Genomic DNA, 25,187 nt, shown 5'->3' with positions numbered 1-25,187 from the left:
GTAAAACATGACCACGATCACCGAAGACACGATCGCCAATCGAATCAGCCGCATTCTCGCCGACCGTATCATCACAGGTGCGCTGGAGCCTGGTAGTCGGCTTAGGCAGGATCACATTGCTGAAGAATTCGGCACCAGCCACGTGCCAGTGCGGGAGGCTTTCCGTCGTCTGGAGGCGCAAGGACTCGCGGTGAGTGAGGCGCGCCGTGGTGTGCGGGTCGCGTCATTTTCGCTGGCCGAGGTTCAGGAGGTCGCTCGCATGCGTTCTGTCCTGGAGGGACTTGCGCTCCGCCATGCCGCGCCGCATCTCACTCCGTTCATCCTCAGCCAGGCCGAAACGGCGATGGTTGCCGGTGACCGTGCGAGTAATATCCGCGAATGGGACGAGGAGAACCGCCGGTTCCACAGGCTGTTGCTCGCACCTTGTGACATGCCGCGCCTGCTCGCGGCGATCGATGATCTACATACGGTCGGATCGCGACTTCTGTTTGTGAGCGGCCGCGGCGGATGGACGCCACGGGTTGATGTCGATCATCATGCCATTCTCGATCATCTGCGTAAGGGCAAAATCGAGCAAGCCATTGTCGTGCTGGATCGGCATGTGCAGAGGATTGGCCAAAAGCCGATCCAGTATGCCTCCGGCGCAACGGGCGAGGCATTTGCCATAGAGGGCTGAGGTAAAGCCCGAGCTTAATTTGTCATCGATTTGAGGGATCCGCACATCCACGCGGCCGGACGTGTGCCGACGGAAAACCTCTCACTTCCGTCTATTCTACTTTCAGTTGCTACCCGGATCAGCATTCGCGTAAATGGCTATTGCAAAGTCCTGCCTTTCGCAGAATTATAGATAAAACTATCTTCTATCTATTGAATGCTGAAGGTGATTGATGACGGATAATGTGACGCTACCGCCCGGTGCTCTCATCTCAATCGGCGAGGCGGAAATTATCTATAATTTGCCGTTCAATGATCTTCTCTTTCGTGCCCACCAAATTCATCGCGCGCACTTTGATCCGAATGCCATTCAGATGAGCCGGCTGCTGTCGATCAAGACTGGTGGCTGTGTCGAGGATTGCGGCTATTGCAGCCAGTCCGCCCACTATCCGACGGGTCTCAAGGCTTCGAAGCTAATGGAAGTCGAGCGCGTGCTTGGCGAGGCGCAGAAGGCAAAGCAAGGTGGCGCGACACGCTACTGCATGGGCGCCGCGTGGCGCAATCCCAAAGAGCGCGACATGGAAGCTCTAGTCGCCATGGTCGAGGGCGTAAAAGCACTGGGGATGGAAACCTGCATGACGCTCGGCATGTTGACGCCGGCTCAATCCGAAAGCTTCGCCGAGGCCGGCCTCGACTACTACAACCACAATGTCGATACCTCCGAGCGCTATTATTCGGAGATCATCACCACCCGCACTTTCGAGGACCGGTTGGCAACGCTCGCCAATGTCCGCGATGCCGGGATCAAGGTATGCGCGGGTGGCATCCTCGGGATGGGCGAGACGGTCGAAGATCGTATTTCGATGTTGGTGACGCTCGCCAATCTGCCGACACCGCCGGAAAGCGTGCCGATCAACATGTTGATTCCGATCCCCGGCTCCAAACTCTCCGATGCCGCGCCGGTCGATCCGATCGACTTCGTCCGGACCATTGCGCTCGCCCGTATCCTGATGCCGCGCTCGCATGTCCGCCTTTCGGCCGGCCGCACCGAGATGAGCGACGAGATGCAGGCCCTTTGCATTTTCGCTGGGGCTAATTCCATCTTCGTCGGCGACACTCTGCTGACGGCCGACAATCCCGGCGAGGATCACGATGCGGCCCTTTTCCGCAGGCTGGGGCTGAAGCCGATGGAACTGGAGCCGTCGGCTTGAGTTCGCCAGCGCTAGCCCGCTACGAAGCAACGCTTGATGGCCTTGCGCGCCGGTCGCGGATCCGCGCGCTCGCTCCCCAGCACGGCGTGGACTTCACATCCAACGACTATCTCGGGCTTGCCAATGCGCCCCGCCTGAAGGCGGCGATAGCAGCGGCGATCGACAGGGGCGTTTCCGCGGGCGCCGGAGGTTCGCGGCTGCTACGTGGCAATCACCCCGAACATGAGGCGCTCGAAGCAGAAGCGGCGGCGTTTTTCCGAGTCGAGAGGGTGCTCTATTTCGGCAGCGGTTTTGCGGCCAATGTCGCGCTCTTCTCGTCTCTGCCGCAGCGGGACGACCTGATCGTCCATGATGCGCTGATCCATGCCAGCGCCCATGACGGCATAGCGGCCAGCAAGGCGGAGGCGGTTGCGGTGCCGCACAATGAAGTCGACGCGTTCGATCGGGCGATCCGCCGCTGGCGCAAAGCCGGCGGCAAGGGGCGTCCCTGGATCGCTGTCGAGAGCCTCTATTCCATGGATGGAGACCAGGCGACGGTCGCTGACCTCGCCGATCTCGCCGACCGGCATGACGGCTTCCTCGTCGTTGACGAAGCGCATGCCTCCGGCGTGTTCGGCCCGGGCGGCCGCGGCCTTGCCTCGGGGCTGGAGAGCCGCGGCAACATTGTGGTGCTGCACACCTGCGGCAAGGCGCTCGGCGTCTCCGGCGCGCTTCTCGGTCTGCCTTCTGTTCTCGCTGACTATCTGATCAACCGTGCGCGCAATTTCATCTATTCGACCGCCCCGTCGCCGCTGATGGCATCAGGGGTGCGCGAAGCCTTGCGCATGATCGCCGACGAACCGGAGCGGCGCATGCGGCTGGAGGGCCTCAAAAATTTCGCCGGCGAACAATTGTCCTCCCGGCTCGGCATCAGTCCTAGCGGTTCGCAGATCCTGCCGGTGATGATCGGCGACAATGCCCGCTCGCTCCGGATCGCCGACCGCATGCGGGCCGAAGGCTACGACATCAGGGCGATCCGGCCTCCGACCGTGCCGGAGGGGACGGCGCGGCTGAGGATTTCCATCACGCTGAATGTCGATGAAGAGCAGATTGCGGACATGGTGCAACGGCTGGCGACGGCGCTCGAGGAGGAGAGGTCATGATGCCGCGCTTCGTCGTCTCCGGTACCGATACGGGTATTGGCAAGACAGTCTTTGCCGCCGCCCTGACCGGCGCGCTCGATGGCTATTATTGGAAGCCCGTCCAGGCGGGGCTCGAAGACGAGACCGACAGCGAGACTGTCGCGCGGCTCGGCGGCGTGCCGCGTGCGCGCATCCTGCCGGAAGTCTATCGCCTCGCCACGCCTGCCTCGCCGCATCTTTCGGCCCGGCTGGCTGGCGTTGCGATCAATCCGGACAGGCTTGTGCCGCCGGTGATCGAGCGGCCACTGGTGATCGAGGGGGCAGGCGGGCTGCTCGTGCCGCTCTCGGATGACCTCGTCCTCGCCGATATATTTGCCCACTGGCAGATTCCGGTCATCCTTTGTGCCAGGACCTTGCTTGGCACGATCAACCATACGCTGCTCTCGCTCGAAGCACTGAAACATCGCAACATTCCGGTGTTCGGCATCGCCTTCGTCGGCGACGAGAACCAAGAAACGCAGCATATCATCGTCAAGATGGGCGGTGTCCGCTCGCTCGGCCGGCTGCCCTGGCTTCAGAACGTCACTGCCGACGGACTTCGCCAAGCGTTCCGCGACAGTTTCAATCTCGCTTCCTTTGCGCAGGTATCTGCATGAACCGCTCCACCGTTTGGCACCCGTTCACCCAGCATGCGCTCGAACCGCCGATGAAACGCATCGTCTCGACCGAGGGCGCCTATCTGATCGACGAGGACGGCAATCGCCTTCTCGATACGATCTCGTCCTGGTGGGTCATCACACATGGCCATCGGCATCCGGCGATCATGGCGGCGATCCGCGCAGCGACAGAGGCCTATGACCAGATCATCTTCGCCGAATTCTCCCACGAGCCTGCCGAACGACTGGCCGGGGGATTGATCGAGGTCGCGCCGGCGGGATTGAAGCATGTCTTTTATTCCGACAGCGGGTCGACCTCGGTCGAGGTGGCTCTCAAAATGGCGCTCGGCTACTTCCACAACATCGGCAGACCACGCGACCGGATCGTGGTGATGGAGCAAAGCTATCACGGCGACACGATCGGCACGATGTCGATCGGCGAACGCGGCGTGTTCAATGCCGCTTATGAACCGTTGCTCTTCGGCGTCGACCGGCTCGCCTTTCCGGAAACAGGTCATGAGCAGCAGACGCTTGATATGTTCGAGAGCTTCTGCCGTTCGGGCCGCGTCGCAGCCCTTGTGATCGAGCCCCTGGTGCTGGGGGCGGGCGGCATGAAGATCTATGATGCCCGGGTGCTTGCCGGGCTCAAGGAAATCGCCGGACGACATGGCTGTCTGCTGATCGCCGATGAAGTAATGACCGGCTGGGGCCGGACGGGGACGATGTTCGCCTCGGAGCAGGCCGGCATCAGATCCGATATCCTGTGCACTTCCAAGGGGTTGACCGGTGGCGCCCTGCCGCTTGCGGCAACACTCTGCACCGGCGACATCTTCGACGCCCACCTCTCCACCGACCGGCGGAAGACCTTCTTCCATTCGAGCTCCTATACGGCCAACCCAATCGCCTGCGCGGCCGCCGTCGCCAATCTCGACATCTGGCGCAGTGAGCCTGTCCACGAGCGGATTGAAAATCTCGCGGCACGGCACCGGCAGAACCTCCAGCGATTTGAAGGAGACCCGCGTTTCATCAACATCCGGCAGTCCGGAACGATTGCGGCGCTCGACCTCGCCGTACCCTCGGGCGGTTATCTCGCCGAGGCCGGTCCGCGCATGCGGCGGCTCTTCCGCGAGCGTGGGCTGCTCATCCGTCCGCTCGGCAATGTCATCTACCTCATGCCGCCCTATTGCGTGACGGCGGACGAACTCGACGACGCCTATGACGCCATAGACCAGGTCGCGTCGATCGTTCTCGGGAGCGCGGGCTGATGTCTGGCCGCTCCTCCCGCATGGTTGGCTTCGGGCATGCCGTGCCAGCGCGGCGGGTCGTCAATGCGGAGATCGAGGCGCGCCTTGGTCTCGAAACAGGCTGGATCGAGCGCCGGACCGGCATCCGCGCGCGCCACTGGGCCGAAGACGGCGAGACGCTGAGCGGCCTTGCCGCCAAGGCCGGGCGGATGGCGCTTGAAGACGCAGGGATCGCCCAAAGCGAGATCGCGCTGACGCTGCTTGCGACCTCGACACCGGATCATCTGATGCCGCCCTCGGCACCGCTGCTGGCCCACCGGTTGGGCCTCGAACGGTCCGGCGCGATCGATCTGGCCGGCGCCTGTTCGGGCTTTCTCTACGCACTCACCCTGGCGGATGGTTTCGTCCGTGCGCATGGCCGCGCCGTGCTGGTGGTCGCCGCCAATATCCTCAGCCGCCGCATCAATCCCGCCGAGCGGGCAAGTGCAGTGCTGTTTGCGGACGCGGCCGGCGCCGTCGTGCTGGCGCCGAGCACGAACGGGCGAAGCGGCCTCCTTGGCGCCGATCTCGCATCGGATGGTAGCGGCTATGGCCTGATCAACATTCCCGCTGGCGGCAGCAACCGGCCATTCTCTCCTGAGCTCAGGCCCGAGGACTTCCTGATGACTATGCAGGACGGCCGTGAGGTCTTCTCCCGCGCTGTCGCCCTGATGACCGAGACATCGAAGCGGGCGCTTGAACAGGCGGGGATTGCCGCATCGGATGTCGACCAATTCGTGCCGCACCAGGCCAACGCGCGCATATTCGACGCCGTCTCGGGCAACCTCGGCATCGCGCCGGAAAAAACCATCCGCACGATCGAGCGCTTCGGGAATTCGTCGGCCGCGACCATCCCGCTTTCCCTCTCCATGGCCAATGCCGAGCGGCGTTTCGCGGAGGGCGAGGCACTGTTGCTGACTGCCGCCGGGGCTGGCCTCATGGGCGGGGCTGCGGTCTGTCGCATGTAACCACAATGTCGAATCTGGAAGGAGCACAAATTGGAAAAATACGTGGGCGCGAAGCTGCATGGCATTCGAGTGACGGCCTCAAAGCTGAACTACCATGGGTCGATTACCATCGACGCGGACTTCTGCCGGGCGGTCGGCCTGAAACCGCTGGAATATGTGGAAATCTGGAACAAGATGTCCGGGGCCAGAATCAGCACTTACGTGCTCTATGGTGATCCCGGCTGCAAGTGCTGCATTCTCAACGGTGCGGCCGCTCGTACATGCCAGCAAGGCGATGAGATTATTATCGCATCCAGCGTCTTTTGCGAGTTCGATGAGATCATAAAGCTGCGGCCGCGCGTCTTGGTGTTCGGCGCCGGCAATGAGATTGTCGACAGAATTACTTACGAGGTCTTTCGCCGAGCGGATGGCTCTCCCGACATGTCGGTTACCACCGAACTTGCCAACAATGACTACGGATTTCCAGCGGCACTGCCATCGAGCCGATCTTCGTAACGCGGTTGGGAATTGGGTTCTGGAATGGTGCCCAAGGGCTTGACGGAGCACCATTTCTCACAATAGCTTAGCCCTATTCACCAGGGGGGTCCCGCCAAGGGGCTGAGATACTGCTGGTCGGATCGGCTTTGGCCGGCCGAGGCGCAGTGACCCGTTGAACCTGATCCAGTTCATACTGGCGTAGGGACGGTGCGAGCGCTGCGGCGGCGAGGGCGGGATTCCGTTCTTCGGATTCCGACGTGTTCTTCCATCATTCCAACTCTGGAACTGGGTCTCCAAACGTCAAACCTTGGAGCCTCGAACCATGAATATCGCAACCACCAAGCTCACCCCGGTCGCCGGCCCGCTTCCCGCCTCCACGAAAGTCCTGAAAGCTGGAACGATCCACCCGGACATCCGCGTGCCGATGCGTCAGATCGCATTGCATCCGACCTCCGGCGAACCGCCGGTCACCGTCTACGATTCCTCCGGTCCCTATACGGTAGAAGGCGCCGCGATCAGTATCGATGCCGGCCTGCCGCGCCTGCGCGAAAGCTGGATTGTCGCCCGCGGCGATGTCGAGGCCTATGAGGGCCGCATCGTCAGGCCGGAGGACAACGGCTTCGTGTCCGGCAGCCACCTGACGCCGGAATTCCCGATCCGCAACCAGCCTTTCAAGGCAAAGGCGGGCAGAGCCGTCACCCAGCTCGCCTATGCGCGGGCCGGCATCATCACGCCGGAGATGGAATTCGTCGCCATCCGCGAAAACCTCGGCCGGCAGGCGGCCAGGGAACCGCTCGTGCGCGACGGCGAAAGTTTTGGCGCCCAAGTGCCGGATTTCGTGACGCCGGAATTCGTTCGCCGCGAAGTCGCGGAAGGCCGGGCAATCATTCCCGCCAACATCAACCATCCCGAATCCGAACCGATGATCATCGGCCGGAATTTCCTGGTGAAGATCAATGCCAATATCGGCAATTCCGCCGTCACCTCGTCGATGGCGGAGGAGGTCGAGAAGATGGTCTGGGCGATCCGCTGGGGCGCCGATACGGTCATGGACTTGTCGACCGGCCGCAACATCCACAATATCCGCGACTGGATCATCCGCAATTCGCCGGTACCGATCGGCACCGTGCCGCTCTACCAGGCGCTCGAAAAGGTGAACGGCATTGCCGAGGACCTGACCTGGGAGGTCTATCGCGACACGCTGATCGAGCAGGCCGAGCAGGGTGTCGACTATTTCACCATCCATGCCGGCGTGCGGCTCGCCTATATCCCGCTCACCGTCAACCGCGTCACCGGCATCGTTTCCCGCGGCGGCTCGATCATGGCCAAGTGGTGTCTGCACCACCACAAGGAGAGTTTTCTCTACGAGCATTTCGAGGAGATCTGCGACATCTGCCGCGCTTACGACGTTTCCTTCTCGCTCGGTGATGGCCTGCGCCCCGGTTCGATCGCCGACGCCAACGATGCGGCTCAGTTCGCGGAACTGGAGACCCTCGGGGAGCTGACGAAGATCGCCTGGGCGAAGGATTGCCAGGTGATGATCGAAGGTCCCGGCCATGTGCCGATGCACAAGATCAAGGCCAACATGGACAAGCAGCTCGCGGTCTGCGGTGAGGCTCCGTTCTATACGCTCGGGCCGCTGACCACCGATATTGCGCCGGGCTACGACCACATCACGTCGGGGATCGGGGCTGCGATGATCGGCTGGTTCGGCACCGCCATGCTCTGCTACGTGACACCTAAGGAACATCTCGGCCTGCCCGATCGCAACGACGTCAAGGTGGGCGTCATCACCTACAAGATCGCCGCACATGCGGCCGATCTCGCCAAAGGGCATCCGGCGGCCCAGGTGCGTGACGACGCGCTGTCGCGCGCTCGTTTCGAGTTCCGCTGGGAGGACCAGTTCAACCTCTCGCTCGATCCGGAAACGGCGCGTTCCTTCCACGACGAAACGCTGCCGAAGGAGGCGCATAAGGTGGCGCATTTCTGCTCCATGTGCGGCCCGAAATTCTGCTCGATGCGGATTTCCCACGACATCCGCGCCGAAGCGCAGAAGGAGGGCCTGGAAGCCATGGCCGCCAAATACCGCGATGGCGGCGATCTTTACATGCCGGTCGCCGAAGCGGCGAAAACGCCAACCGGAGAATGACGATGCATATTCTCGTCAAGGGGGCCGGCGTTGCCGGCCTCACCGTTGCCTGGCAGCTCTACCGGCACGGTCTCCGGGTCAGTGTCACTGAACATGCCGACAAGGTCGGGGCCGGCGCTTCCGGCTTTGCCGGCGGCATGCTGGCGCCATGGTGCGAACGGGAAAGCGCAGAGGAGCCGGTACTGACGCTCGGCCGTCTTGCCGCCGATTGGTGGGAGGCGGCATTGCCCGGCCATGTCCATCGCCGGGGAACACTTGTCGTGGCGGCCGGGCGCGATGCCGGCGAACTTAACCGCTTTTCCCGCCGGACGGGCGGATGGGAATGGCTGGACGAGCAGGCGATCGCGGCTCTCGAACCTGATCTCGCAGGCCGTTTCCGTAACGCACTATTCTTTCGACATGAAGCGCATCTCGATCCGCGACAGGCACTCTCGGGGCTGGCCTCCGGGCTCGAGGAAGCACGCATGCGTCTGACATTCGGCGTCACGCACAATGCTGACGTTGCCCGTTATGATCGGGTGATCGACTGCACCGGAGCTGCACAGATCGGCCAGCTGCCCGGATTGCGCGGCGTTCGCGGAGAGATGCTCTGCGTCGAAACGCGCGAGATAACGCTCTCTCGTCCCGTTCGCCTGCTGCATCCGCGCCACCCGATCTATATCGTGCCGCGCGAAAGACATCGCTTCATGATCGGGGCGACGATGATCGAAAGTGATGATACCGGCCCGATTACCGCGCGTTCGCTGATGGAGTTGCTGAATGCCGCCTACACGCTCAATCCTGTGTTCGGCGAGGCAAGGGTTACGGAAACCGGCGCGGGCGTGCGGCCGGCTTATCCCGACAATCTGCCGCGTGTGACGCAGGAGGGGCGCACCTTCCATGTCAATGGCCTCTACCGCCACGGTTTTCTGCTGGCGCCGGCCATGGCAGGCGAGGTGGCGCGGCTTCTTCTTGAAGAAGGCAAGAAATCGGTAAGGAGAGCGTCATGACCTTCATCATCAATGGCGAGGAACAGGAGGTCGCGGCCACGACGCTCGCAGATCTTCTTCTCGCTCTGGACTACGAAGGCGGATGGCTGGCAACCGCGGTGAACGGCGAGTTGGTGCACCGCGAGGACCGCGCCGATTTCAAGCTCGGCGAACGCGACCGCATCGAAATTCTCTCACCCATGCAAGGAGGCTGAGATGCTGAAACTTTATGATGTCGAAGTCCACTCCCGCCTGCTGCTCGGAACAGCCCGCTATCCGTCTCCAGCTGTCCTTGCAGAGGCGGTGAGGCGCTCGAAGACGGAGATTGTCACCGTTTCGCTTCGCCGCGAAACCGTCGGCGGCAAAGCGGGCGGCGCCTTCATCGAGCTGATCCGCGAGCTTGGCGTGCGCGTGCTGCCGAATACGGCCGGATGTCACAGCGTGCAAGAGGCCGTGCTGACGGCGAAGATGGCGCGCGAAGTCTTCGGCACCGATTGGATCAAGCTGGAAGTGATCGGCCATCACGATACGCTGCAGCCCGACGTCTTCGGCCTTGTCGAGGCGGCTCGCATTCTGACCGGCGAGGGCTTTCAGGTCTTCCCTTACACGACCGACGACCTCGTCGTCGCCGAAAGGCTGCTGGAAGCCGGCTGCCGCATCCTGATGCCCTGGTGCGCGCCGATCGGCTCCGCCATGGGACCGGTGAACCCGATGGCGCTGCGGGCATTCCGGGCGCATTTTCCGGATGTGCCGCTCATCGTCGATGCCGGCATCGGCCGCCCGTCTCATGCTGCCGCCGTCATGGAGTACGGTTATGATGCCGTTCTTCTCAACACCGCCGTTGCCGGCGCAGGCGATCCCGCCGCCATCGCCGAGGCCTTCGCCCTTGCCATCGATGCCGGCCGCCTCGCGCATGGCGCCGTACCGCTGGAGCCACGTGACATGGCCGTTCCATCCACGCCCGTCATCGGAAAGGCAGTTTTCTCATGAAGCTCGACCCCTTCTATCTCATCGTCGATAGCGCCGACTGGGTCGAACGTCTCGTGCCGCTGGGCGTCAAACTGGTGCAACTGCGCGTGAAGGATCGCCCGGACGAGATCCTGCGCCAAGAAATCCGTCGTTCTAAGGCCGTTTGCGCAGCGGCGAATTGCCAGCTGGTTGTCAACGACTACTGGAAACTGGCGATCGACGAGGGATGCGATTTCATCCATCTGGGCCAGGAAGATCTTGTGGAATCCGACCTTGATGCCATTCGCAGAGCCGGCCTGAAACTCGGTCTTTCCACACATGATGAGGCGGAGCGCGAAACGGCTTTGGCTGCGAAACCTGACTATGTGGCGCTCGGCCCGATCTATCCCACCATTCTCAAGCAGATGAAATGGACGCCCCAAGGTCTGGAACGGATCACAGACTGGAAGAGGCGTGTCGCACCGTTGCCGCTGGTGGTGATCGGAGGGTTGAATGTCGACAGGCTACAGGGCGTATTCGACGCGAGCGCTGACACCGCGGCCGTTGTCACCGACATCACCTTGAATGCCGATCCCGAAGCGCGGACGCGCGAATGGATCGAACGCACGACACCGTGGCGTTAGGGAAGGTGCCACCACGACGCCGTGGCGCGCCCTCAGCTCACACGGGTATACAGCGGATGGTCGGTCGAGCCCTTGCATTTTTTACGACCGAATGAACGAGTTGACCGGCAACAAGAATCCGACGTTGTCATCAATGTCTCGCACCGCTCTCCGCCGACGCACGCCATGAGGTGAAACACGTGCCCAAGTCCGGGCAGGGCGACAAGGGCGGCCGCAAGCGCTGATAGGGGCGCAGGCACATGGCGCTGATAGCTTCGCCGGTTGCCGCTGCAAAGAGCGCGACCGTGCTCATTCTCGATGACATCTGCTCGTGAATGAAACCGAGTCGGCAAGGCCCACTTCAAGCACGTGCCGCCCGGCCGCTGCAGCGCGACCGAGAGTTTCGACGTCGAAGAGCCTCGGGAGAGGCTGCGTCCGAACAGTACGAGGGACCGTTCGAATTCGCCGGCGTCATCGACAAGGTCGTCATCGATCTGAAGTGGGAAGAGGGTCGCTTCGCCACGGCAGGCGAGGCGACCTGGACCACTGGAAACGCCGTCGCCCACGCGAGGGGGGCTTGATGTTGGACCGCGGACGCGAAGAGAATTCTCCGCGCCTGGAACGTGCCGCCGATCAACGCACGGCTTACGCTAGCCTCCATTCGCGCATCATCAATCACCTTTCCGCGGAGGTAATCAGAAGCTTGTCCGCACCATCGGCGATCGATGGCTGTTGTCCGACCTTCTGGACGGTATCGGGTTCTTGTCACCATGCGGCCGTCCGCGACGCAGGGCTAGACCGGTGGCGCGATAGTCGCTATTTGCAGGGCATGTTGCGACGCTGAAGACGTCGCCGAAACGTCATCGCACATACCCAAGGCTCCCACGTGAAAAAAGTCCAGCGCAGCTTTGCCGTCGAATACAAATCTGGACGGCGAAAGGCCAATTCCAACCCGAACTCGATCTGGGGAGACATGGATCTCAAGTCCGTTGCTCAAGATCTGCAAGACGAGGCAATGCCATTTCTTTCTGCAGCGCCTCGCGCTAGCAGCGACGCGATGCTTTTACCTGGAGAGCAGGCAGGGCCGTTGTTGACACTGCCGATCGAGCAGGAGACAAATGCATCGACTTTACAGGAGACCATAATGGCCGACGAAAACGATACGATGACAAAAGCTGACACGCCGGCCGCCGCGGCGCCTGATGTACCGAAGAAGGTGCGCAAACCTCGCGCCAAGAAGGCGGTGCCTGAAACGGCCTCAGCAGCCATTTCTGTGCAATCGGCAGCGGCTTCGAATGCCACAGCCGGTAAGCAGAAGAGAGGACGTAAAGCAAAGTCTGACGACGGTGCGACAAGCGCCAGACGTGCGCCTAATAAACGTGCTCCGAGGGCGGTGCAGACAGCGACTGAACCGTCGGTGGCGGCAGTTGACGAGTTTGCGGATCTTCTGCAGCTGGAAGAGGAAAATCAGAGACTGCGCAAGCTGCTGGCGGAGAAACTTCGTGCTGAAAATGCTGACTTACGAAAGCGGCTCAACCTCGGTTGACTGGCAGCATTCGACCAAGCGGTGGCCGCATTCTCATGTTTATTAGGACGATCATTGTGGCGCGGTTATCCCGCCGCCAACGCTCTTGCTCGCAGTCTTGCATGCGGGGTAGAATTCGAGGTCGAATAAATGGCGTCTCCATGGAAACTGCTTACTCGGCTGGTGTCACGCCGACGGCAGCAGAGGCAAGAACAAACCTCGACCGATGAGGTGAAGCCGGAAGTAGCCTTGACCACCGGTCGGCCAACGGAAACGACCGCCGACAACGGGCCGAACTCCGTGGGGCGTCCTGCCGACGAAGCTTCCGTCACTCACAATCAACATGCGGCGGTGTTAGCGGACCCAGATCATTCCGAAGAGGCGGCAAGCAGCGTTAATGACACGGTAGATATCGGAGGCGCCCGGCTCGTTGAAGCGGCTGATCCTGCCTTTTCGAAGGACGCCGATACAACCCCATACGACGCGCCAAAGTCCTCGCCGAGCGGCGAAAATGCAACGCCAAAGCGCAGCAGACGGGCTAAGAAAACGGAAAGAGTTGAGGTCGTCTCCCCACCGTCTCCAGCCCTTCCCACCTTTTTTGACGATGCGATTTGCCTCGACGAAGAGATCAGGCTGCTACGGGAGCGCTTGGCGCGCAAGCTTCGGCTTCAGAATGCACAACTGAAGAGGATGCTGGAGCGGTTCGAGCACTGAATGTGCCCTTATCCATCTCCGGACTGCTGGCTTGAGCAGCGGGTCGAACACACATCAGTTTTAAGCTCGGCCGAAAAAGCGGCTTCTGGCCGAACGAGGCGCCCACAAGCGGCAACCTGCGCCTAAACTCGAATTCCGGCTGATCAAAATTAGCGGTGCCGGTTTGTGGCCCTCGCATCAGGATTTTTGTCAATTCGGGTAGCATTGAACTTCCCCTTTGTCGGCGGATCCACGGTCTGAGTCCATGGCGTTTATCCGCCAGTCATCGGTCCTGTACAACCTCACACGCGGTCGCCGCTCGGCTGCACCATTATCCCGCTTTCGACGGGCACGGGCTCAGGAGAACGGGGCCAAACTCAAGATCGGCTCTTAATGCAAATGGGATTCCAGCTCCGTTCACCTGGCTCCGTCAGGGGTGATCACGCCCTGAGGATGAGTGACAATCCGTGTTCGATGGTTGCTTCTATGCTTCAGGCAGTTTCATCATCGCGCCCTCGCGCTCTGTCGTGAAAAGTTACTGGCGCCGAACGGCCCTAAAATCCGTCGGGCTGGAGCCGATCAGTTGCCGGAACTGGGTCGAAAAATGGAACGCCGAGTGAAAACCCAGGAGCCCGGCAATCTCCTTGATCGATTTGTCGGTGTTCACCAGAAAGTCTACGGCGCGCTGAATGCGGACGGTCATCTGATATTGCTTGGCCGACATGCCCGTCTGCTCGCGAAAAAGGCGCCGGAAATAGGGATAGCTGACACCGAGTTCCTCGGCGAGCAATTCGACCGAAAGCGGCAGGCCGCAGCGCTCCATCAAAATCATCCGGGCCCGATCGACGAGCCTGCCGGATACGTTGCTGTTGATATCGGTGGGTCGGCATAAGAGGGCCAGCAGCTGAAGGCCGAGGGTTGAGATCAGAGGCTGATTGCGCAGGCAATCGTCCTGCGCCAGCGTGTGGATCGAGGTGAACACATTTGAAATCTCGGCGCTGCTTGCATGGACTGGCCGCTCCGGTTGCAGCAAACCAGCGTCGCATGCGAAATCGAAGGCGCTTCCCCGGCATTCGATCCAATGTTCGACCCATCCGGTCCGGCGGTCCGGAGCAAACCGGTGCCAGACGCTGGGAAAGAGCAGGAAAATAGAGCCTTCGGCGATCGTGACCTGTCGACGTTCAGGCCCGAATTCCAGCCGGCCGCTGCCCGCACTGATCTGCACGATCTGATAGGCGCTCAGGATACGGCCGCGCGACCAGCTGAAATGATGATCGTCCGGATGTCGGCTCGGCGGGTAATCGGAATGAGGGGCGATTTCGGTGTAACCGGTGGAGACAGCGGTGCAACCCCACGCCGCGCAGAGGCGATTATCAGGCATATAGACGAAATAGCTCTGCACAATACTGACCTGGATTGAGGATCATTTTTTGTATGCAAAGGATCACTTTTGCGGAATTTGTCGTCGTGTCAACGAAAATGCTTGGTGTTAACGTCATGAGGTAAGGTCATTTTACGAATGGCCCACATATCGGCTGAGATCATCAGCGGTTGCCGCTGCCAGGGAGGGCAGAGGTCGGAGGAGAGAGATATGAATTATCAAGCCAGACTCCTGGTTGTTGCCGCGTGCCTTGCCGCGTCTGCTGCCTATGCCGAGGATTTCCACGGATTCGATCCGCTGAAATTCGATGGAAACATGCTGCGGACCGAAGATCTGAAGGCAATGGCGGCGGACGCCACTAAGGTAACCCCGCCGAGGAACGGCAAGGGCTACAGCATCGGTTTCGCCAATCTGCAGCGCGATATTTCCTTCGGGGTGCTCGTCGAGAAGGGTATCCAGCAGAATGCGGATGCTGCCGGTGTCGAACTGGTGATCGCTGACAACCGTCTTGATGGGCCGACGGCGCTTGCCAATGCCAAATCCTTCGCAGAGCGCAAGGTCGATTATGTCATCGAATTCCAGACGGATGCCAATTTCGGCCAGACCGTGATGGACGTCTTCAAAGCGGACGGAACGAAGGTCACCGCGATCGACATCCCGATGCCAGGTGCGAGCTTCTTTGGCGTCAACAATCCGAAGTCAGGGTTTATGGGCGGGTCCTATCTGGCAACGGCGGCGCAGAAGAAATTTGGCGTCGATGCCGTCAAGACCGGCTATCTCGTCATCGGCGCCCTGCCGCAATCGGGCGTCATCCCGCGCATGCGCACGGAAGGCCAGCGGGCCGGTTTTCTGGCGCTGATGAAGGACTTTCCGGCCGATCACATCATCGAGATCGATACCAAGAACACGCTGCAGGAATCCTTCGCGCAGATGAACAACGTCATCGGCCGCATTCCGCCAGGCGTCCCGATCCTCCTCATCGCGATCAACGATCAGGCGACGATGGGGATGCTGCAGGCCGTGCGGGGTGCGGGCCGGACAGATCAGGCCATCGCGGTCGGTAACGGGGCAGACGAGGCCGAGGCGCTCGCCACCGATCCTAACCTGGTCGCGGCAACTGGCTCATTCCCCGGCAGCTACGGAAACTATCTGATCCCGATCGCGCTCTCCGCTCTTGCCGGAAAGCCCGTCCCGGACGCGACATTCGTCACTCACCAGATGGTCACCAAGGCGAACATCTGCCAGTTCTACAAGGAGTTCCCCTGCGTCGGCGAGGCGGATAGCTACGTGTTTCCGGAAACGGAATTCGCAAGCTACCTCGCAGACCTGAAGAAGCAGGACTGGCTGAAGGGCTATGAGGCCATTCTCCCTCAGCAGTGAGCGGAGACAGTCAAGGGAGTGTGACATGACCGACCAGAGAACCGAAGGGGGCCGCAATCCGCGGCTCCAGATCACCAATGTCAGCAAAGCCTTTGCTGGCGTAGCGGTTTTAAAGAACGTGTCGCTTTCGGCCCATGCGGGCGAAATCGTTGCACTTCTCGGTGCCAATGGGGCCGGCAAATCGACACTCATGAAAATCTTGTCCGGCGTCTACACGCTGGACAGCGGACAGATCCGAATCGACGACAAAATCACGACGATCGCCACCCCGCAGGATGCGATTCCGGCCGGTATCCGGCTGATGCCGCAGGAGCTTTCGGTGCATCCGGACCTGTCTGTCGCTGAAAACATCGCGCTTGGCTCCATGCCGAAGCGGAGGTTTGCGGGCATTCCCATGATCGACCGGCCGGCAATGGACGGACAGGCGGAGGCGCTGCTGAAGCGATTGCGGCTCGATCATGTCGCGCCAGGCCGGCGCATGGGCTCGCTGCCTTTGTCCGAGCAGCGCATTGTCGAAATCGCCCGCGCGCTTTCCGGCAAGGCGCAGATCCTTATCATGGACGAGCCGACGGCATCGCTGGGCGAGGCTGACGCCAACAATCTGTTCGAGGTGATCGAGGCGTTGAAAGCCCAGGGTGTCACCATCATCTATATTTCGCATTATCTGGACGAGGTCTTCCGGCTCAGCGACCGTATCGTCGTGTTGCGCGACGGCGAGGTTCGTGGCGCTTTCAAGACGGCGGAGACCTGTCGCGACGAGGTGCTGACGGCAATGCTCGGCAGCGATCTCGGCGACCTCTATCCGGCCAAATCAGCACCGCGTTCGGATGCCAAGATCGTCCTGTCCGTCGAGAGCCTGTCTCTTCCCGGGTGGCTTAACGGCGTTTCGCTTTCCGTGCGGCGTGGTGAGGTATTTGGTGTTTTCGGCCTGATCGGTTCCGGCGCCGAAAAGATCGGCCGCGCCATCTATGGCGCCGAGTCTGCCGCGCGTGCCAAAGCCGTCCGGCTGAACGATATCGACATCGGCCTGTCCGGGCCGCGAAAGAGCGTACGCGCTGGTATCGGCTTTGTCGCCGCCGAGCGCAAGCGTCAGGGGCTAATCGGCAATTTGTCGGTGCGCACCAACACCACGCTGCCCTATCTCAGCCTATTCACGCAATCCGGAGTCGTCGATCAGAAGCGCGAAGACGCAAGTACCAGCGACTGGATCAAAACCTTGCGCGTCAAGACATCTGGCCCGGATCAGGAGATCCGCCTTTTGTCCGGTGGCAACCAGCAGAAGATCTGCCTGGCCCGCTGGTTGCTCGGAAGCCCCAGTTTCCTGATCCTTGAAGAGCCGACACGTGGCGTCGACCTTGGCGCCCGGCGCGAGATTTACGCGGAAATCCGCCGTCTGGCGGAAGCGGGACTTGCGATCCTGATCGTTTCCTCCGACGCGGAAGAGGTGGCGGGGCTCGCCGATCGCAGCCTCGTTCTGGAGGATGGAAAGGTCGTGGCCGAGCTTGGACAGGATGCGACCGCGACGGACCTGATGCGCGCAGCCGAGCCTCGGCCTGTCGTCGGCGATACGAATGAACTGGAGAAAGCATGAGCAAGTCGTCCTCCATTTCCGCAGCGTCGGATGTTTCGAAGAAGCAGGCAAGTTCGCTGACCGACCTTCTCGGCCGCCCGGCTGCCGGCATCGTGCTTCTCCTGGTGTTCTACATCCTGCTTCTGGCCGCTTTCTCGCTTCTCTCGCCATATTTCCTGACGCTGAGCAACCTGTCCAATATCGGCACCAACATGGCCTTCATCGGCCTGATGGCCGCCGCCGGTACGCCACTGATCATCGGCGGCGGGCTCGATCTGTCCGTTGCCGCCGTTGCCGGCCTTGCCGGCGTCATCGTGGCGCTGATGCATGCCAACGGCATCAATATCTGGGCGGGCTGCTTCACGGCGCTGATCATCGGCTGCGCGGTCGGCGTCCTCAACGGCTTCATCGTCACCCGGCTGAAGCTCAATCCGCTCATTGCTACGCTCGGTACGATGAGCATCTTTTCCGGTCTCTCCATGGTGATGACCGGGGGCCTGTCGAAGCCGCTCTTCGTTCCGGCCTTCAATTGGCTCGGATCCGGCCGCCTGTTCGGCATCCCGTTTCCGATCATCCTGATGCTTCTCGTGTTCGTCGTGCTGTGGCTGATCCTGTCGAACACACCGTTTGGACGTTTCGTCTATGCGACCGGCGGCAATCCGGAGGCCAGCAGCCTGCTCGGCGTGCCCGTCGAGCGGACCCAGATGGTGCTGTATATCGTCTCCGGACTTTCAGGGGCTGCGGCCGGCATCATCCTTGCCGCGATGCTCGGTGCTGCGGCGCCGAACGCCGCCGGACAGCATCTGCTGACCATCATTGCCGCCATCATCCTCGGCGGCACCAGCCTGTTCGGCGGACGCGGCAGCGTCTGGGGTACGCTGATCGCGGTCCTTATTCTCGGCACACTCAACAACGGTCTGACGCTTATGAACGTGTCCTCCTTCTGGCAGGACGTGACCCGCGGCGTCGTGCTCTTGATGGCGGTCGGCCTCGATCAGCTGCGCGTGCGCCTGCAGAGCTGACGCTTTTCACTATTGCATCGGAGAAACAGAAATGTCTGAACGCCCCTTGAAGGCCGGCCTTTTCGGCATCGGTCTGGAGGCCTACTGGCCGCAATTCAAAGGTCTGGAAGCGCGGTTGCGCGGTTATGTCGATACCGTCGAGGCAAAACTTGCGCGCCCGGGCGTCGAGGTCGTCAACCTCGGGCTGATCGACACGCCCGAAAAGGCGCTCGAGGCCGGCCACCAGTTTCGTCAGGCCGATGTCGATATCATCTTTCTCTATATCACCACCTACGCGTTGTCGTCGACCGTTCTGCCCGTGGTCCGTCGCGCCAAGGTTCCGGTGATCATCCTCAATCTGCAGCCGACCGCAGCGATCGACTATGCCACCTTCAACGCTCTCGGCGATCGGACAGTGATGACCGGCGATTGGCTGGCGCATTGCTCTGCCTGCCCCGTCCCCGAAATCGCCAATGTCTTCCATCGGGCTGGCATCAGCTTTCATCAGGTGACCGGCGTTCTAACCGGCGATCCGGTCGTCGAGGACGAGATCAACGACTGGATCGAGGCTGCCCGCGTCGCGCATGTCATGGCCCATAACCGGCTCGGCGTCATGGGCCGCTACTACAACGGCATGCTCGATATCTATTCAGATCTCACCGCGCAGGCAGCAGCCTTCGGTACCCATATCGAGGTGCTGGAAATCGACGAACTGGCGCGGTTGCGACGTGATGTGAGCGAGGAAGACGTCTCCACCTGCTTGGCGACGATCGTAGCCGAATTCGATGTCCAGCCGGATTGCGACCCCAAGGAACTGGCGCGTGCGGCAAAGACAGCCGTGGCGCTTCGCAAGCTGGTCGACAAGAAATCGCTCGGCTCGCTTGCTTATTACTACGAGTCCCAGCCCGGCCACGAATATGAGGATATCATCACCTCGGTAATCGTCGGCTGTTCGATATTGACGGCCAGTGGCGTGCCGGTTGCCGGCGAATACGAGATCAAGAACGCCCAGGCCATGAAGATCATGGATAGCTTCGGCGTCGGCGGCTCGTTCACGGAATATTATGCCATGGATTTTGCTGCGGACGTGGTGCTGATGGGACATGACGGGCCCGGGCATACCGGAATTGCAGAGGGGCGCACCAAGATTCGGCCGCTGCAGGTTTTTCACGGCAAGGTCGGTTCCGGTGTCAGCGTCGAAATGTCGGTCAGGCATGGACCCGTGACGCTGCTTTCGGTTGTCGAGAGTGCCGGCAAGATCAAGCTGCTCTGCGCCGAAGGTGCATCCGTCGCCGGTCCGATCCTCGAAATCGGCAATACCAACAGCCGTTATCAGTTTCCGCTCGGAGCCCGTCGGTTCGTTGAGGCGTGGAATGCGCAGGGACCTGCACACCATTGCGCAGTTGGTATCGGGCATATTGCCGGTCGCATCGAGAAGCTCGGGAGCCTGCTGGACCTGGAGGTCGTCAAAGTTTGTTAGCCGGAGGAGGGAAGAGTGGGGCTTGGCAAATATCAATTGGATGGCCGGGCAATCGGTACCGCTGTCGTCGCGTTACCGTGGGTCTCGTTTAGCCGGCACTGGCTGGTGCGCTGCTAATAGCCCGATTACAAGCATAGTCGAAGCTGCATTGCTGGACGGAGCGTCTGGGCACGCCTCCGCTACCTTTACCTCTCGGCCTTAAAGGCATAATCAGTAGGCTCTATTCACAAGCGGTGCTCCCGTCAAACGCTCGAGGAAGCGGTTCTTTCTGCTAAATCGATCTCGAAAAATGGCTTCGGCACTTTGGGCTGCCGCATCGCGACGCACCAGATCAGGGATGCCGTAACACGCCACCCCGCAATCAACCTTGCGCCGGCGAGCCTTGGGCTTGCTTTGGGTGCGCTCAGCGACGAGCTGGAAGGATCAGAATCTCGAAGCGTCCGGACCGAGTACCTCAACCATCTCTAAATTTGATACGTTGTTCCAGGCATTGGGCCACCGTCAGATAATAATTCCGGGCAGTGGCGTTCATCTGACGTTCGCCCAATTCCCGGAGTGCGTGTATCTTGACTATCATTGCCCCGCCGCTGCGAGGCTCAAGAGCAAGAACATAGTCAGCCTGTTCAGCAGCCCACTGGAATTCGCCGGCCGCCAGCGATGTCTCGGCATTCCCCAGCATTTTCGCTGTGCCACCGGCCATTGCGACTAGCTTCTCTGCCCGTTGTTTTTCAGTCAGCGGGAAGATATGCGCAGGGTTGCCATCAAACCAGCCTGCATTCTGCTGGTAGATCCCACGTACCGCCCAAGCAACAGTGCCGTAATATTCCTGCAGATATGGATGTTGCGCCAGTTCTGCAGGCAGCCTTATCTCCTGAACCAACTCGTCGGCGGTCTTGCCGTTGGTAATTCCTTCCATGGTCTTTTCGTAGACGAACTTGATTCCATCCCGGTAGGTAGTAAGGGCCTCCTTCCCTTCGTACGCGCCAGCGATCGTGCCCATGTGGCCAGGAACGACGACCCTCGCATCGAGAGCAATCAGTTTTTCCAGACTTGCAATCCATTTTTCTACGGGACGGGCCGGAACCCCTCTTAGCGGCGCGATGTTGGGAAAGGTCTTCAGGAGGACGTCGCCAGCGATCAACACCTTGCGGTCCGGCAGCCAGACTGAGATGTTTTCATCGGCTTCACCCGGAGTGTGGATCAGTCGGATCGGCACGCCAGCGATCTCTAAGCTTTGTTCTTCTCCATCAAAAGTTTGCGTGGGCGGCAAGAAGCCTTCTCGGGTATGGGGCGTGACCCTGCCATACTCCAGCTGTGTGCCGACGTTTATGAATTGATCGTCGGGCAGAGCGGTTCCGAACACATCACCACCATCACGTTGTCCGCGAACTGTGTCCGGCTTGGCCATGACTAAAAGCTTATGGCTATAGATTTCCGGCTTGTCATTGCCTACGAATACCGTTGCACCGCCGGTATGGTCAGGGTGATTGTGGGTGTAGATAATCGCACAAACGGGGCGAGTCATCCGATCGCCAAAGGCTGCAACGATCGCTTTGGCGTCGACAGGGTTGGCTGAGGTGTCGACAATGATCGAGCCGGTTTGAGCGTGAATCAAGGTGACGTTGCTGGCGGAATACCCGACCGCAGTGTAGACGCCCTCGGTTACGTTTTCGACGCGTTTTTGGAATTCGGCAGAGTGCGCCTTCAGCTTGTCTCGCCCGGAGAAATCGTCGGCAGCCAAAGGTGGATCCGTCATGCCGAGCGTTGATACAATAGCCATGGCGCCTCTTACCTGCCTTTCCACTGAAAGTACAATCTAGTAATCGATTTTGAGCAGCCCAACCGGAAGCATGATGCTCATGCGCGGAAGATCCTACTCGTTGGCGACCGACGAAATCAGTTACCTGGAAAAGCCGCTGGTATATTTAATGGAGTGCCAATTCGGGCAGTCTTTCTGTTGCTACCACTCGGTGGGGCTGACTTTGTCGACATGGTATTCGGCCGCCGCGAAATGCCACTGACCTTCTGCTCGAACACAGTTGGACATGATTCCTCATGCCAGCCTTGGCCTAGAATCAATAGTCCAGAAGGCCCGCGGTTCAAGCAGCAGGGGTGCCTAGACTTCTGTGATGCCGTTCAAATCCGGAAGCTCAAAGCCATTCGAAAAGCGAGAGCTCTGCAGCTCCAACCGCTCATCACTGGTTGCGTAATGCTGGTTCGTTTTAAATGAATCCTCGGGTGGAGCTCAGCTTAACCACAAGCTTACTTACAAACGGCCCTCAGGGTGACATTTCATCCGATACGGAACTCAACCTGCACAAGAGATCCGAGTTATTTGCCCTGATAGGCTTTGATGCTGGTAACCTGCCAGTAGCGCACATTTGCAGATAGCACATGATTCTGCACGCCTGGATCCTGGCTCACCCATTGTTTGGCTGCTGCGATGTTCTCAGCTTCGAACACAATCATTCCGAGCACCCTGTCATCGGTAAGCGCGCCGAGCAGCCCGCCAGCCAAAAATTTATCCCTTAGTGTCTGCCCATAGGATACGTGTTCCTTAATGGCGATCTGCTCCGTAATGTCTTTGCTGTCGTCGTAGGCAGGACCGCGTTCATAAATCACAGCGAAAACGCCACGCGTCCCTGCGGCTGCTTCCTGAGCAGCGGCGCTTGGCGCAAGCTTGGCAACAGTGCCGGTCATGTTTATCTCCAATGATGGGATACAACCGACCATACAAGTGAAGTCACTCAATGATTAGGGTGTAAAAATCGCTAGAGGCTATGATCTCCACTCATCAATCAACTGGACGCGCTTTTCAAATGTACCCTCTCGAAATCCAGGAAGAGCAGAGCTTCACTCCTGGTGACTTTGACGCTCTGGCCTTCCTATGAAGTTATCTAATCCGGTCAATTCGGTGAATTTCACGTCGACTCTGCTGTTGGTCTTGTGGCGTCGTTGTCTGCGAAAGTCGGTTTGAAAAATATTCTGCGCTTTGCATTTTGCAACCGCTACTCCGTTGGTCTTGATGGTCCCGGTAGGAGCGATGGTTACCCATCGCCCCCCGGCCAGATCCGTACGTGCGGCACTACCGCATACGGCTCCTATCGGATGTTGTGACGGCAAGCCGAGCATTTGGATGCGGATGCATCAGGCGGCACGGTGGCAGGTATTTGAGAAGCAGTCTTTGGAAACGTCCCCAAGACATGCGGCTGCGCTGACTTCGACGCATTAATGCGTGTCGCCAAGCTCGCCCGACCTCCCACAGGAACCCTCCCAATCGTCTCAGATTGTCAGGTACCGCATGGTAGTTCAAATACCCCTGTAACACTTGCCGTAGCCACCGACCTACCACTGCCACTGGTTCATGGCGTCGCCGCATGAGCGTTTCCCGAATGGTCATCAGCGTCGTGCGCATGCGCTTCTTGATCGTCAGACGGACAATCTTGAAGCCCCCATCATTGCGCCGCCTGCCACAGCAATGTGTGAATCCCAGAAAGTCGAAAGTCTCTGGCTTGCGGATACCGCGTTCCCGGCACTGTTGCACAGCATACCGCCCAAAGCGGATTAGCCGCGTCTTATCCGGGTGCAGTTGCAAGCCAAACCGCGCCAGACGCTCCCGCAATGCCTGCAGGAAGCGCTGTGCCTCTCCTTCGTGCTGGAACCCAATCACGCTGTCGTCGGCATAACGTACAATGATTACGTCGCCTCTGGCATTTCGGGTACGCCATTGCTGGACCCATAAATCCACTGCGTAATGCAGGTAGATATTCGATAGCACGGGGCTAATTACAGAGCCTTGAGGGGTTCCTCGCGTTGATGCTACGCGGCGGCCGTCCTCAATCGTGCCCGCTTTCAGCCATTTGCGGATCAGGCGTATCAGCCGGCGGTCACCTACTCGATGTCCCAGGAAACGCAGCATCCACTCGTGATCGATTTCTCGTAAAACGAGCGAATATCCGCGTCCAGTATCCAGTTGATCTTCCGCTTGTCGATCCCAACCCACAAGGCGTCCAGCGCGTCATGCTGGCCTCTTCCTTGTCGGAACCCGTATGAGAAGCCGAGGAAGTCTTCCTCATAGATCGCGTTCAGAACCGTGGACACGGCCATCTGCACGACCTTTTCTTCCAACGCTGCAATGCCGAGCGGACGGAGTCTTCCGTCATTCTTCGGAATGTAGACCCGTCGGGACGGTTGTGCACGATATGCACCGGACTGAATTTCCCGATGCAGTTCGTGCACGCGCGCTTCGAGTATCTTCTCATAGTCGTACCACGTCACGCCGTCCACACCGCTCGCCGCTTGCTTGCGAAGAGCATGGAAGCTCTCCACCAATAGCGTCGGGGTGATGTGATGCATCAGCGCCGTGAAACGCAATTTCGGGTCCCGTCTGGCGGCTTCCCGTACGCCCTCTATACCCATCGAAGTGTGTTTAATCCGGCTCTGGGTCCGGCACGCTGGGGTTTCGACGACGTTCCTTCCGACTACGCCCCTTCCCTCCATTGCCTCCGCAGGATCGTCTCGCTTGTTCGGCAACTTCTGCGGTACTATGGGCGTATCCGACTTCTCATCAGCGTCGATGACTGGATTGTGGTCAACGACCTTCCCAGTCCCGTCCAGCACATTTGCACTGGACACTGATGAGATCTCGCTGCTTCCGTATGAAAGACTTCCCGGCATGCACAGGGTCTCCGACCGCGCGGGATCAGGGCATGGCTTGCGATTGACACCATGCACCGTGTTGCCTTCCGCTTCGCTTAACAGCGTCGGCATCCCGAAGTGAACATTTCGCGGCTCAATGGCCGGCCTGCCGGTTTCCCCTGTCAACGCTTCGACGCACACCTCGCGATGTGTGCCGCATGACTCGGGGTCAGAGTGACTCGCCACTTCTTCTCCGTATTGAACTTTCATCAACTATCTTTCATCGGCTTTGCAGCCGCACTAAGCGCGATTTTCCCCGCACCTTCTGCAATTGAGTGAGCTTTGGCATGAGGTGTCCACCAAAATAGGTGGACACCAAGTGATGGAAGAAGGTCAAAAACTTGCCGTGCGGCTGGTCGGTCGGAATGGGAGACGCCGTTTCGATCAAAGTTCGAAAGACC

The 25,187-nt window shown here is 60.0% G+C and carries 23 protein-coding genes, 1 pseudogene and 1 riboswitch; of the genes and pseudogenes, 19 read left to right on the top strand and 5 right to left on the bottom strand.

Annotated elements, in window-relative coordinates; genetic code table 11:
* Window positions 1-7: 7 nt before the first annotated feature.
* The 15 genes from FHX10_RS32030 (at window position 8) to FHX10_RS31960 (ending at window position 13,297) form a co-directional block, all read left to right on the top strand.
* On the top strand, window positions 8-676 hold the full coding sequence (locus FHX10_RS32030) for a GntR family transcriptional regulator (RefSeq protein WP_130815771.1): 669 nt from the start codon (window positions 8-10) through the stop codon (window positions 674-676).
* A gap of 211 nt (window positions 677-887) precedes the next feature.
* Complete coding sequence (gene bioB, locus FHX10_RS32025) at window positions 888-1,865, top strand: biotin synthase BioB (RefSeq protein WP_132575361.1); 978 nt, start codon at window positions 888-890, stop codon at window positions 1,863-1,865.
* Window positions 1,862-3,007 carry an 8-amino-7-oxononanoate synthase gene (locus FHX10_RS32020; protein WP_132575363.1) on the top strand — a complete coding sequence of 382 codons (1,146 nt, stop codon included), beginning with the start codon at window positions 1,862-1,864 and terminating at the stop codon, window positions 3,005-3,007. Before bioB ends, FHX10_RS32020 begins: the two co-directional genes overlap by 4 nt.
* Window positions 3,004-3,642 carry a dethiobiotin synthase gene (gene bioD / locus FHX10_RS32015; RefSeq protein WP_132575365.1) on the top strand — a complete coding sequence of 213 codons (639 nt, stop codon included), beginning with the start codon at window positions 3,004-3,006 and terminating at the stop codon, window positions 3,640-3,642. The genes FHX10_RS32020 and bioD overlap by 4 nt, the downstream gene beginning before the upstream one ends.
* Window positions 3,639-4,907 carry an adenosylmethionine--8-amino-7-oxononanoate transaminase gene (locus FHX10_RS32010; protein ID WP_132575367.1) on the top strand — a complete coding sequence of 423 codons (1,269 nt, stop codon included), beginning with the start codon at window positions 3,639-3,641 and terminating at the stop codon, window positions 4,905-4,907. Before bioD ends, FHX10_RS32010 begins: the two co-directional genes overlap by 4 nt.
* Complete coding sequence (locus FHX10_RS32005) at window positions 4,907-5,893, top strand: beta-ketoacyl-ACP synthase III (protein WP_132575369.1); 987 nt, start codon at window positions 4,907-4,909, stop codon at window positions 5,891-5,893. The genes FHX10_RS32010 and FHX10_RS32005 overlap by 1 nt, the downstream gene beginning before the upstream one ends.
* 30 nt (window positions 5,894-5,923) lie before the next feature.
* Window positions 5,924-6,388 (top strand): aspartate 1-decarboxylase, encoded by a 465-nt coding sequence (locus FHX10_RS32000; protein ID WP_132575370.1) that lies wholly within the window; start codon window positions 5,924-5,926, stop codon window positions 6,386-6,388.
* A gap of 72 nt (window positions 6,389-6,460) precedes the next feature.
* A riboswitch (TPP riboswitch) is annotated at window positions 6,461-6,593 on the top strand.
* A 99-nt stretch (window positions 6,594-6,692) separates the two neighbouring features.
* The gene (thiC, locus tag FHX10_RS31995) at window positions 6,693-8,519 is read left to right on the top strand and encodes a phosphomethylpyrimidine synthase ThiC (RefSeq protein ID WP_132575372.1); all 1,827 of its coding nucleotides are present in this window, start codon (window positions 6,693-6,695) and stop codon (window positions 8,517-8,519) included.
* Window positions 8,520-8,521: 2 nt separating this feature from the next.
* Window positions 8,522-9,508 (top strand): glycine oxidase ThiO, encoded by a 987-nt coding sequence (thiO, locus tag FHX10_RS31990; RefSeq protein WP_184390702.1) that lies wholly within the window; start codon window positions 8,522-8,524, stop codon window positions 9,506-9,508.
* A complete protein-coding gene (gene thiS / locus FHX10_RS31985; protein ID WP_130824939.1) occupies window positions 9,505-9,702 on the top strand; it encodes a sulfur carrier protein ThiS in 198 nt (65 codons plus the stop codon). The genes thiO and thiS overlap by 4 nt, the downstream gene beginning before the upstream one ends.
* A 1-nt stretch (window position 9,703) precedes the next feature.
* Window positions 9,704-10,477, top strand: a complete 774-nt coding sequence (locus FHX10_RS31980) for a thiazole synthase (RefSeq protein ID WP_130815781.1) — start codon at window positions 9,704-9,706, stop codon at window positions 10,475-10,477.
* On the top strand, window positions 10,474-11,079 hold the full coding sequence (locus tag FHX10_RS31975) for a thiamine phosphate synthase (protein WP_132575376.1): 606 nt from the start codon (window positions 10,474-10,476) through the stop codon (window positions 11,077-11,079). The genes FHX10_RS31980 and FHX10_RS31975 overlap by 4 nt, the downstream gene beginning before the upstream one ends.
* A gap of 314 nt (window positions 11,080-11,393) precedes the next feature.
* Entirely contained in the window at window positions 11,394-11,639 is a 246-nt protein-coding gene (locus FHX10_RS31970) for a hypothetical protein (protein WP_132575378.1), read from the top strand.
* A gap of 305 nt (window positions 11,640-11,944) precedes the next feature.
* Window positions 11,945-12,604 (top strand): transcriptional regulator, encoded by a 660-nt coding sequence (locus FHX10_RS31965; RefSeq protein WP_132575379.1) that lies wholly within the window; start codon window positions 11,945-11,947, stop codon window positions 12,602-12,604.
* 129 nt (window positions 12,605-12,733) lie between these two features.
* Window positions 12,734-13,297, top strand: coding sequence for a hypothetical protein (locus FHX10_RS31960; RefSeq protein WP_132575381.1), 564 nt, complete (start codon window positions 12,734-12,736; stop codon window positions 13,295-13,297).
* A gap of 514 nt (window positions 13,298-13,811) precedes the next feature.
* Here the strand turns inward: FHX10_RS31960 and FHX10_RS31955 are convergent.
* Window positions 13,812-14,678: a helix-turn-helix transcriptional regulator gene (locus FHX10_RS31955; RefSeq protein WP_132575383.1), complete on the bottom strand. Its 867-nt coding sequence runs from the start codon at window positions 14,676-14,678 to the stop codon at window positions 13,812-13,814.
* Window positions 14,679-14,867: 189 nt separating this feature from the next.
* On the opposite strand from FHX10_RS31955, the gene FHX10_RS31950 reads away from it, so the two are divergent.
* From FHX10_RS31950 to FHX10_RS31935, 4 genes are read left to right on the top strand one after another with little or no spacing between them, the layout of a single operon-like run.
* Window positions 14,868-16,037, top strand: a complete 1,170-nt coding sequence (locus FHX10_RS31950; RefSeq protein ID WP_132575385.1) for a sugar ABC transporter substrate-binding protein — start codon at window positions 14,868-14,870, stop codon at window positions 16,035-16,037.
* Between the two features lie 25 nt (window positions 16,038-16,062).
* Window positions 16,063-17,628, top strand: a complete 1,566-nt coding sequence (locus tag FHX10_RS31945; RefSeq protein ID WP_132575387.1) for a sugar ABC transporter ATP-binding protein — start codon at window positions 16,063-16,065, stop codon at window positions 17,626-17,628.
* On the top strand, window positions 17,625-18,629 hold the full coding sequence (locus FHX10_RS31940; RefSeq protein WP_132575389.1) for an ABC transporter permease: 1,005 nt from the start codon (window positions 17,625-17,627) through the stop codon (window positions 18,627-18,629). Before FHX10_RS31945 ends, FHX10_RS31940 begins: the two co-directional genes overlap by 4 nt.
* A 31-nt stretch (window positions 18,630-18,660) precedes the next feature.
* A complete protein-coding gene (locus FHX10_RS31935) occupies window positions 18,661-20,088 on the top strand; it encodes an arabinose isomerase (protein WP_132575391.1) in 1,428 nt (475 codons plus the stop codon).
* 454 nt (window positions 20,089-20,542) lie between these two features.
* On the opposite strand, the gene FHX10_RS31930 is transcribed toward FHX10_RS31935, so the two are convergent.
* From FHX10_RS31930 to FHX10_RS34875, 4 genes and pseudogenes are all read right to left on the bottom strand, one after another.
* On the bottom strand, window positions 20,543-21,868 hold the full coding sequence (locus FHX10_RS31930) for an alkyl/aryl-sulfatase (protein ID WP_184390699.1): 1,326 nt from the start codon (window positions 21,866-21,868) through the stop codon (window positions 20,543-20,545).
* A gap of 551 nt (window positions 21,869-22,419) precedes the next feature.
* Window positions 22,420-22,788: a YciI family protein gene (locus FHX10_RS31925; protein ID WP_165422182.1), complete on the bottom strand. Its 369-nt coding sequence runs from the start codon at window positions 22,786-22,788 to the stop codon at window positions 22,420-22,422.
* Window positions 22,789-23,173: 385 nt separating this feature from the next.
* Window positions 23,174-24,996 (bottom strand): annotated as a pseudogene (gene ltrA, locus FHX10_RS31920) (group II intron reverse transcriptase/maturase).
* A 10-nt stretch (window positions 24,997-25,006) separates the two neighbouring features.
* On the bottom strand, window positions 25,007-25,187 hold a 181-nt coding region (locus FHX10_RS34875; protein WP_207910837.1), incomplete at its 5' end, for a hypothetical protein.

This window comes from Rhizobium sp. BK591 (assembly GCF_014195045.1).
Taxonomy (GTDB): domain Bacteria; phylum Pseudomonadota; class Alphaproteobacteria; order Rhizobiales; family Rhizobiaceae; genus Rhizobium; species Rhizobium anhuiense.
This window is presented reverse-complemented; position numbering and strand designations above follow the sequence as displayed.

Excerpts from the sequence above, each read along its gene's own strand:
- FHX10_RS32030 (WP_130815771.1), top strand. The coding sequence starts at position 8 with ATGACCACGATCACCGAAGACACGATCGCCAATCGAATCAGCCGCATT.
- bioB (WP_132575361.1), top strand. The coding sequence starts at position 888 with ATGACGGATAATGTGACGCTACCGCCCGGTGCTCTCATCTCAATCGGC.
- bioD (WP_132575365.1), top strand. The coding sequence starts at position 3,004 with ATGATGCCGCGCTTCGTCGTCTCCGGTACCGATACGGGTATTGGCAAG.
- FHX10_RS32010 (WP_132575367.1), top strand. The coding sequence starts at position 3,639 with ATGAACCGCTCCACCGTTTGGCACCCGTTCACCCAGCATGCGCTCGAA.
- FHX10_RS32005 (WP_132575369.1), top strand. The coding sequence starts at position 4,907 with ATGTCTGGCCGCTCCTCCCGCATGGTTGGCTTCGGGCATGCCGTGCCA.
- thiC (WP_132575372.1), top strand. The coding sequence starts at position 6,693 with ATGAATATCGCAACCACCAAGCTCACCCCGGTCGCCGGCCCGCTTCCC.
- thiO (WP_184390702.1), top strand. The coding sequence starts at position 8,522 with ATGCATATTCTCGTCAAGGGGGCCGGCGTTGCCGGCCTCACCGTTGCC.
- thiS (WP_130824939.1), top strand. The coding sequence starts at position 9,505 with ATGACCTTCATCATCAATGGCGAGGAACAGGAGGTCGCGGCCACGACG.
- FHX10_RS31980 (WP_130815781.1), top strand. The coding sequence starts at position 9,704 with ATGCTGAAACTTTATGATGTCGAAGTCCACTCCCGCCTGCTGCTCGGA.
- FHX10_RS31975 (WP_132575376.1), top strand. The coding sequence starts at position 10,474 with ATGAAGCTCGACCCCTTCTATCTCATCGTCGATAGCGCCGACTGGGTC.
- FHX10_RS31970 (WP_132575378.1), top strand. The coding sequence starts at position 11,394 with ATGAAACCGAGTCGGCAAGGCCCACTTCAAGCACGTGCCGCCCGGCCG.
- FHX10_RS31960 (WP_132575381.1), top strand. The coding sequence starts at position 12,734 with ATGGCGTCTCCATGGAAACTGCTTACTCGGCTGGTGTCACGCCGACGG.
- FHX10_RS31950 (WP_132575385.1), top strand. The coding sequence starts at position 14,868 with ATGAATTATCAAGCCAGACTCCTGGTTGTTGCCGCGTGCCTTGCCGCG.
- FHX10_RS31945 (WP_132575387.1), top strand. The coding sequence starts at position 16,063 with ATGACCGACCAGAGAACCGAAGGGGGCCGCAATCCGCGGCTCCAGATC.
- FHX10_RS31940 (WP_132575389.1), top strand. The coding sequence starts at position 17,625 with ATGAGCAAGTCGTCCTCCATTTCCGCAGCGTCGGATGTTTCGAAGAAG.
- FHX10_RS31935 (WP_132575391.1), top strand. The coding sequence starts at position 18,661 with ATGTCTGAACGCCCCTTGAAGGCCGGCCTTTTCGGCATCGGTCTGGAG.
- FHX10_RS31930 (WP_184390699.1), bottom strand. The coding sequence starts at position 21,868 with ATGGCTATTGTATCAACGCTCGGCATGACGGATCCACCTTTGGCTGCC.
- FHX10_RS31925 (WP_165422182.1), bottom strand. The coding sequence starts at position 22,788 with ATGACCGGCACTGTTGCCAAGCTTGCGCCAAGCGCCGCTGCTCAGGAA.